The organism is Xenophilus sp. (assembly GCF_044462705.1).
In the GTDB taxonomy this organism is placed as follows: Bacteria; Pseudomonadota; Gammaproteobacteria; order Burkholderiales; family Burkholderiaceae_C; genus Xenophilus; species Xenophilus azovorans.
This window is the reverse complement of the sequence record NZ_JBIQNC010000228.1, coordinates 1-7,176: the sequence shown is the minus strand read 5'-3', so window position 1 is coordinate 7,176 and position 7,176 is coordinate 1. Positions and strand designations below refer to the sequence as shown.

Below are 7,176 nucleotides of genomic sequence, written 5' to 3'. Positions count from 1 at the left end.
CTCAGGCGTTGCGCGAGCGCCCGAGCAGGGCCCAGAGGATGATCGCGCCGAAGGTCGCGGTGCCGATGCCGCCCAGCGCGAACTGGCCGAACTTCAGCGTGAAGTCGCCGGTGCCCAGGATCAGCGTGATGGCCGCGACGATGAGGTTGCGGTTCTGCGAGAAGTCCACCTTGTTGTCGACCCAGATCTTGGCGCCGGCCACCGCGATCAGGCCGAACACCACGATGCTCACGCCGCCCATCACCGGCAGCGGGATCGCCTGGATCAGCGCGCCGAACTTCGGCGAGAAGCCCAGCAGCAGCGCGATCAGCGCCGCCACCACGAACACCGCGGTGGAGTAGATGCGCGTGGCCGCCATCACGCCGATGTTCTCGGCGTAGGTGGTCACGCCGGTGCCGCCCGCGCCGCCGCTGACCACCGTGGCGATGCCGTCGCCGATGAAGGCGCGGCCGATCAGCGGGTCGAGGTTGCGGCCGGTCATGGCCGTCACCGCCTTCAGGTGGCCCAGGTTCTCGGCCACCAGGATGATCGCCACCGGCGCGATCAGCAGCATCGCGCCGGCCTCGAACACCGGCGTGGTGAAGGTCGGCGCGCCGAACCAGGCCGCCGCGGCGATGCCGGAGAAGTCCATCGGCTTGCCCAGGCCCAGCCCGTTGGTCAGCAGCGCGTAGACCACGCTGGCCAGCAGCAGCCCCACCAGGATCAGCAGACGCTGCACCATGCCGCGCGTGAACACCGCCACCAGGCCGACGCTGAGGAAGGTCACGGCCTGCATCCAGGCATCGAAGTTGGTGGGCGCCATGTTCTTGATCGGCACCTGCGCGAGGTTCAGGCCGATCACCGCCACCACGGCGCCGGTGACCACCGGCGGCATGAAGCGCTCGATCCAGCCGGTGCCGACGGCCTGCACGATCGCGCCGATGACGATGTAGAGCACGCCGCAGGCGACGATGCCGCCCAGCGCGACCGCGAGGTTGGCGTTGGGCCCCTGGCCGCCGTAGCCGGTGGCCGCGATCACCACGCCGATGAAGGCGAAGCTCGAACCCAGGTAGCTGGGCACCCGCCCGCCGGTGACGAGGAAGAAGATCAGCGTGCCGATGCCGCTCATCAGGATCGCGATGTTGGGCGAGAAGCCCATCAGGATCGGCGCCAGCACGGTGGCGCCGAACATGGCGATCACGTGCTGCACGCCCATCGCGGCCGTCTGCGGCCAGGGCAGGCGCTCGTCGGGCGCGACGACGGCGCCGGGGCTCATGGCGACTTCGCGCCAGCTGAACAGGCTCATGGACATCTCCTCGGGTGTTGTTGTTGAAAAGAGGGAAGGCTCAGCGCGGCTGCAGGATCGCCATGGTCAGGCGCGAGACGCAGGTCAGCTCGCCGGCGTCGTTGCGCAGCTCGATCTGCCAGACCTGCGTGCTGCGGCCGCGGTGCACCGGCCGCGCGGTGCCGGTCACCCAGCCGCTGGCGGCGGCGCGCAGGTGGTTGGCGTTGATGTCCAGGCCCACGGCGCGCTCGCCTTCGGGGACGGAGAAGTGCGCCCCGCAGGAGCCCAGCGTCTCGGCCAGCACCACCGACACGCCGCCGTGCAGGATGCCGTAGGGCTGGCGGGTGCGCTCGTCCACCGGCACGCGGGCGGTGATGTGCTCGTCGCCCACCTCGAGGAACTCGATGCCCAGGTGTGCTGCCGCCGTGCCGGCCTGGCCGCGGGTGAGGATGTCGACCGAGATCTCTTTTTGCCAGATGCGCATGCGCTCTCCGAAAAAACATGGCGCCGGAACGGCGGCGGGCGCCGGGTCGCGAGACTATAGCCAGCCGCCGCTGGCGGCGCTGCGGGGCGAGGGCTATAAGTGGATGCATGGCCACTCCCGCACCGGGCACCGCAGCCGTCCGCTCGCCGGCGGGCCGCCGCGTGCTGCGCGGGCTGGCCGTCGCGGCGGCGGCGCTGGCGGTGCTGCTGCTGGCCGGCATCGCGCTGCTGGCGGCCTGGCTGCCGGACGATGAGGCACTGGCCCGGCGCGCGGCGGCGGAGTTCGAGCGGCGCTTCGGCGTCGCCGTGAACGTGGGCGGCGCGCACTGGGCGCTGCGGCCGGCGCCGGTCATCGTCTTCGAGCAGGTCGCCACCCGCCAGCCGCAGCCGATCACGCTGCGCCGCCTCGCGGCCTATCCCTCGTGGCGCGCCGCGCTGTCGCGCCGCATCGAACTCGTGCGCGTGGAAGCCGAGGGCCTGGTGCTGCCGCGCGCCTCGGTGCGGGCCTTCCGCGGGCGCGAAGCGGCGGCCGGCGAGGCGCCGGCGGGCGGCGGATGGACGCTGGCGCCGGTCCCGGTGCAGCGCGTCGTGTTCCGCGACGCCACCTGGATCGACCGCCGCGGCATCGCCCTGGCCTACGACGGCGAGGTCGAGTTCGGCACGCAATGGCGCCCGCGCCGCGCCGTGGTCGAGCGGCCGGGCGTGACGCCGCCCGCCCGGCTGCGCCTGGCGCGCCAGGAGGAGCGCTACGACGACAGCGACGGCCGCGGCGACATGCTCACCGAGCGCTGGCGCGTGGACATCGACGTGGGCGGCGGCACCTGGAACGGCGAGGCCACGCTGACGGGTCCGCGGCAGGGCCGCCTGCGCCTGCAGGCTGCGCTGTCGCCGCGCGGTGTGGACCTGGAAGCGCTGGTGGGCGCCTTCGGCCGGCGCTCGGCCGTGTCGGGCCGCGTCGACGGCGAGACGACGCTGGAGGCCGAGGGCGGCCGGGTGGGCGAGCTGGTGCGCAGCCTGCACACCCGCACCCGCTTCACGGTGCGCCCGGCGACGCTGCGGCATTTCGACCTCGCGCGCACCGTGCGCACCGCCGGCCGCCAGCGCGAGGGGCAGACCGTGCTGGACGAACTCACCGGCGTGCTCGACACCCGGTCCACCGGCGACGGCGTGCGCCTGCGCTACAGCGGGCTCAAGGCGCGCTCGGGCGTGCTCGGCGCCAGCGGCCGCGTGCAGGTGCTCAACCGCCGGCTGTCGGGCGACATCGCGGTGGACCTGGTCGACGGCGTGGTCGGCATGCCGCTGCGCCTGGGCGGCACGCTGGACGCGCCGCAACTGTCGCTGTCCGGCGGGGCGCTGGCCGGCGCCGCGGCCGGCAACGCGGTGCTCCCGGGCGCGGGGGCGGTCATCGGCGCGCGCATCGGGCAGCAGCTTGAGCAGTGGTTCGACGACGACGATGAGGAGCGGGAGAGGGAGGAAAGGCAGCCGAAGGAGCAGGCGCCGCCGGCCGGGCCCGCCCGCCGGTGATGCAGGGGTGCGCTTCCTCCTACCCGCATCGCAGCCACGTCCCACACCGCCGGCGCCGGCATGCGCTAGGCTGGAAACCAAGCCGGGCCGGCCGCGAAAAGGCCGTTGCCTGCCGCCCCCGCGAGGTGCCGCCATGAACCGAACCCGTCCGTCCTCCGCGCCCATCACGCCGCTCTCGCTGGCGCCGGAGGAGCACGACGAGCTGGCCCGCACCGGCGCCCTGGCCGTCACCGCCGAGGGCAACGAGGTGCTGGCCGGCCTGAGCGCCGAGGAGAGCGACGAGTACCTGCGCTTCCTGCGCGATCCGCGCGAGGACGACGAGGCGGCCCGTGCGCGGCACCTGGCCCTGACGCTCAAGCTGGAGCGCGCCCGGCTGCAGCGCAGCGCCGAGCTGCCGGACGACGACCCGATGCACCGATGACACCTTCCCCCAAGGAGACGGCCATGACCACCCCTGCCGACGACGCACCGCGCGGCGACGCCTTCCGCTTCCCCACCGCCAAGCGGCCCGAGGCCGCCGAGAAGGTGCCCACGCCCGAGCGGCGGGAGCCCGACGAGCAGACGCTGGACGAAGGCATCGAGGCCTCCTTCCCGGCCAGCGACCCGGTGTCGGTGACCATCAGCCCGACGCCCTCCCCCGAGGCCGCCAGCCGCGGCGCCGCGCCCCGGCCGGCACGCGCCGCCTCATGGCGCACGCCGGCGCTGGCGATGGCCGCCTCCTCGGCGCTGCTCGGCCTGGGCCTGGCCGCGCTGCTCGGCAGGCGGCGCCGGCAGCGGCATGCGCTGCTGCGGCTGCCCTTCCTGCGCTGAGCGGCGTCAGGCCTTGGGCGGTGCGGGGATCTGCAGCCCGCGCTCCACCGCCGGCCGCCGGACGAAGGCGTCGAGCACGCGCGTCACGTTGGCGAAGTCGTCGAAGCCCACCAGTTCGCGTGCCTCGTAGAAGCCGATCAGGTTGCGCACCCACGGGAAGGCCGCGATGTCGGCCACCGTGTACTCGCTGCCCATGATCCAGTCGCGGCCCGCCAGGTGCCTGTCGAGCACGCCCAGCAGGCGCTTGGCTTCCGCCACGTAGCGGTCGCGCGGGCGCTTGTCCTCGTAGTCCTTGCCGGCGAACTTGTGGAAGAAGCCGAGCTGGCCGAACATGGGCCCGATCCCACCCATCTGGAACATCACCCACTGCAGCGTGTGCCAGCGCGCGGCCGCGTCCTGCGGGATGAAGCGGCCCGTCTTGTCGGCCAGGTACATGAGGATCGCGCCCGACTCGAAGAGCGCCAGCGGCTGCCCGTCCGGACCGTCAGGGTCGATGATGGCGGGAATCTTGTTGTTCGGGTTGAGCGAGACGAACTCGGGCGAGAGCTGGTCGTTGCTGCCGAAGTCCACGCGGTGCGGCTCGTAGGGCAGGCCGCACTCCTCCAGCATGATCGACGCCTTCACGCCGTTGGGCGTGGGCAGCGAGTAGAGCTGGATGCGGTCAGGGTGCCGGGCGGGCCATTTCTTCGTGATGGGGAAGGCGGACAGGTTGGTGGTCATGGGCGGCGAGGTCTCCGGGCGAAAAGGTGCAGGATGCCAGAAGGGCGAGGAATGCGCCGGCACGTCCCTTCGCCGGAAGACCCGGCCGCGGCGCCTCAACCCGCCACGATCACCTCAGCATCCGGCGCCTCGGCATGCAGCCGCGCGACCTGGTCGGCCCGCCGCGCCAGCACGGCACGCTGGTTGATGTAGCCCTTGTCGGTGATCTCGCCGCTGTCGGCGTGCGGCGGCGCGTCGAGCACCAGGGCGCGGGTGGGACAGCGGGCCGAGCCCAGGCCCTCGTCCAGCCGCCGGCGCAGCACGGTGCGCAGCGCCTCGGCCAGCTTCGCCGGCTCGGCCGCGCCCTGCGGGCTGGGGAAGACCAGCAGGCCGACGGCCTCGCGGTCGTGGCCGGTGAGCACCAGGTCCTGCACCCAGGGCGTGAGCTGCGACACCAGCTCGATGCGCAGCGGACCGACCGAGACCCAGGTGCCGCTGCCGAGCTTGAAGTCCTCCGCCACGCGGCCGTCGAACACGATGCCGCGTTCGGGCCGCTCGATGTCGAGCAGTCGGCCGGCGTCGCCGATGCGGTAGTAGCCCTCGGCGTCGAAGGCGGCCGCCGTCTCGCGCGGCATGTCGCGGTAGCCGGGGAAGACGGAGACGCCCTTGATGCGCATTTCCAGCTTGCCGCCGTTGGGCACGAAGCGCACTTCCATGCCGGGCAGCGGGTTGCCGATGCAGCCGGCGCCGTCGAGCGCCCAGTGCGCCGAGGTGATGGCCGGCGAGGTCTCGGTGCAGCCCCAGGAGGTGGTGAGCCACAGCGGCCGGCCGGGCCGCACGCGCTCGGCCAGCGCCTGCAGGCGCTGCCAGGTCGAGGGCGACAGCGCCGCCGCCGCGTAGAAGGCCAGCCGCAGGCGCGAGAGCACGTCCGCGGCCAGCGCCTCGTCGGCCTCCATCAGCGGCAGCATCATGTCGAAGCCGCGCGGCACGTTGAACCACAGCGTGGGCTTCACCTCGCGCAGGTTGCGCGCGGTCTTCTCGACCAGGCCCGGCGCGGGCCGGCCCTCGTCGATGTAGAGCGCGCCGCCGTGCGCCAGCACCATGTGCAGGTTGTGGTTGCCGCCGAAGGTGTGGCTCCAGGGCAGCCAGTCCACCAGCACCGGCCTTTCCCGTTCGAGGAAGCGCCAGGTCTGCGCCATCATCTGCTGGTTGGCGCACAGCATGCGGTGCGTGTTGACGGCCGCCTTGGGATGGCCGGTGGATCCGGAGGTCAGCAGGTACTTGGCGTGCGTCTCGGGCGTGATCGCCTCGAAGGCCTCGCGCACGGCCGGCGTCTCGGGCGTGGCGCGCAGCGCGGCGAGGTCGAGGCCGCCAGGCCACTGGTCCGCGTTCGCGCTGAAGACGCAGGGCACGTCCAGGTCGCAGGCGGCGATGGCGGGCCCGTAGACCTTCGCATCGGCGGCATAGACCAGCGCCGGGCCCAGCAACTGCAGCATGCCACGCAGGCGGCCGAAGTCCTGGGTCAGCCGCGAATAGGCGCTCGACAGCGAACAGCTCGCGCGGCCGATGTGCATCGTCGCGAGCATCACCACGGCGTGATCGATGGCGTTGTCGGAGAGGATGGCGATGGGCCGCTGGGGCGGCAGGTCCAGGTCGAGCAGGGCCTGCGCCACGCGGCCGACGTCGCGCCGCAGTTCGCCGTAGGTGAGGCGCCGCCAGCCGTCGCCGTCGGGCGTGCGTTCGGCCAGCGCAATGGCGTCGGGCGTCTCGCGCGCCCAGCGCTCGACCCATTCGCCGATGCAGCGGGCGTAGGGTTGCAGCGCGACAGGCGAGCGCAGCGAGAAGCTGCCGTCGTCGAAGTCGATGCGCACGGTGCGCGGCGGCGCGACCTGCGCCGGGTCGGCCAGGAAGTCGATGGCTTGCATGGGCTTGTCGTCTCCTCTACGGCAGCGTACCGCCGGCGCCCTTGGCGCGGATCAGGTCGATCAGCAGGTCGTCGCGGGTGCGCTCCAGCGCTTCTTCCCTGCGTGCGCCGCGCTCGTCGGCCACGCCCTGCACCACGCGGCCCTTCAGTTCCGCCGTCATCGAGGGGTCGCCCAGGTCGCGCCACCAGCTCTCGATCGGGCCGCCCAGGTGCTCCAGCAGGTGCGCCATGCCGCCCTCCCCGCCCGAGAGGTGCAGGTTCATGAAGGGCCCCATCAGCGCCCAGCGCAGGCCGGGGCCGTGCGCGATGGCGGTGTCGATGTCGGCCACGCTGGCCACGCCCTGGTCGACCAGGTGGAAGGCCTCGCGCCACAGCGCGGCCTGCAGCCGGTTGGCGATGTGGCCGAGGACCTCGCGCCGCACGTGGATCGGCCGCTTGCCGAGCGCGGCGTAGAAGTCCATCGCGCGCCGGA

General features: G+C 73.1%; 8 protein-coding genes. 3 read left to right on the top strand and 5 right to left on the bottom strand.

The window, feature by feature from the left end; genetic code table 11:
• Position 1: 1 nt before the first annotated feature.
• Complete coding sequence (locus ACIY1X_RS22995) at positions 2 to 1,285, bottom strand: solute carrier family 23 protein (RefSeq protein WP_399685114.1); 1,284 nt, start codon at positions 1,283 to 1,285, stop codon at positions 2 to 4.
• Between the two features lie 40 nt (positions 1,286 to 1,325).
• Positions 1,326 to 1,748: a PaaI family thioesterase gene (locus tag ACIY1X_RS22990; protein ID WP_038202594.1), complete on the bottom strand. Its 423-nt coding sequence runs from the start codon at positions 1,746 to 1,748 to the stop codon at positions 1,326 to 1,328.
• Positions 1,749 to 1,855: 107 nt separating this feature from the next.
• On the opposite strand from ACIY1X_RS22990, the gene ACIY1X_RS22985 reads away from it, so the two are divergent.
• The 3 genes from ACIY1X_RS22985 (at position 1,856) to ACIY1X_RS22975 (ending at position 4,081) form a co-directional block, all read left to right on the top strand.
• Positions 1,856 to 3,271, top strand: coding sequence for a hypothetical protein (locus ACIY1X_RS22985; RefSeq protein ID WP_399685111.1), 1,416 nt, complete (start codon positions 1,856 to 1,858; stop codon positions 3,269 to 3,271).
• A 133-nt stretch (positions 3,272 to 3,404) separates the two neighbouring features.
• Positions 3,405 to 3,692, top strand: a complete 288-nt coding sequence (locus tag ACIY1X_RS22980; protein WP_038202599.1) for a hypothetical protein — start codon at positions 3,405 to 3,407, stop codon at positions 3,690 to 3,692.
• Between the two features lie 23 nt (positions 3,693 to 3,715).
• Positions 3,716 to 4,081 (top strand): hypothetical protein, encoded by a 366-nt coding sequence (locus tag ACIY1X_RS22975; RefSeq protein ID WP_399685108.1) that lies wholly within the window; start codon positions 3,716 to 3,718, stop codon positions 4,079 to 4,081.
• A 6-nt stretch (positions 4,082 to 4,087) separates the two neighbouring features.
• Here ACIY1X_RS22975 and ACIY1X_RS22970 read toward each other — a convergent pair whose 3' ends face one another.
• The 3 genes from ACIY1X_RS22970 to ACIY1X_RS22960 all read right to left on the bottom strand — a co-directional run.
• Positions 4,088 to 4,801 (bottom strand): glutathione S-transferase C-terminal domain-containing protein, encoded by a 714-nt coding sequence (locus ACIY1X_RS22970; RefSeq protein WP_399685106.1) that lies wholly within the window; start codon positions 4,799 to 4,801, stop codon positions 4,088 to 4,090.
• Between the two features lie 95 nt (positions 4,802 to 4,896).
• On the bottom strand, positions 4,897 to 6,705 hold the full coding sequence (locus ACIY1X_RS22965) for a feruloyl-CoA synthase (RefSeq protein ID WP_399685103.1): 1,809 nt from the start codon (positions 6,703 to 6,705) through the stop codon (positions 4,897 to 4,899).
• Positions 6,706 to 6,721: 16 nt separating this feature from the next.
• Positions 6,722 to 7,176: 3-hydroxyacyl-CoA dehydrogenase family protein (locus tag ACIY1X_RS22960; protein WP_399685100.1), on the bottom strand; the 455-nt coding region annotated here is incomplete at its 5' end.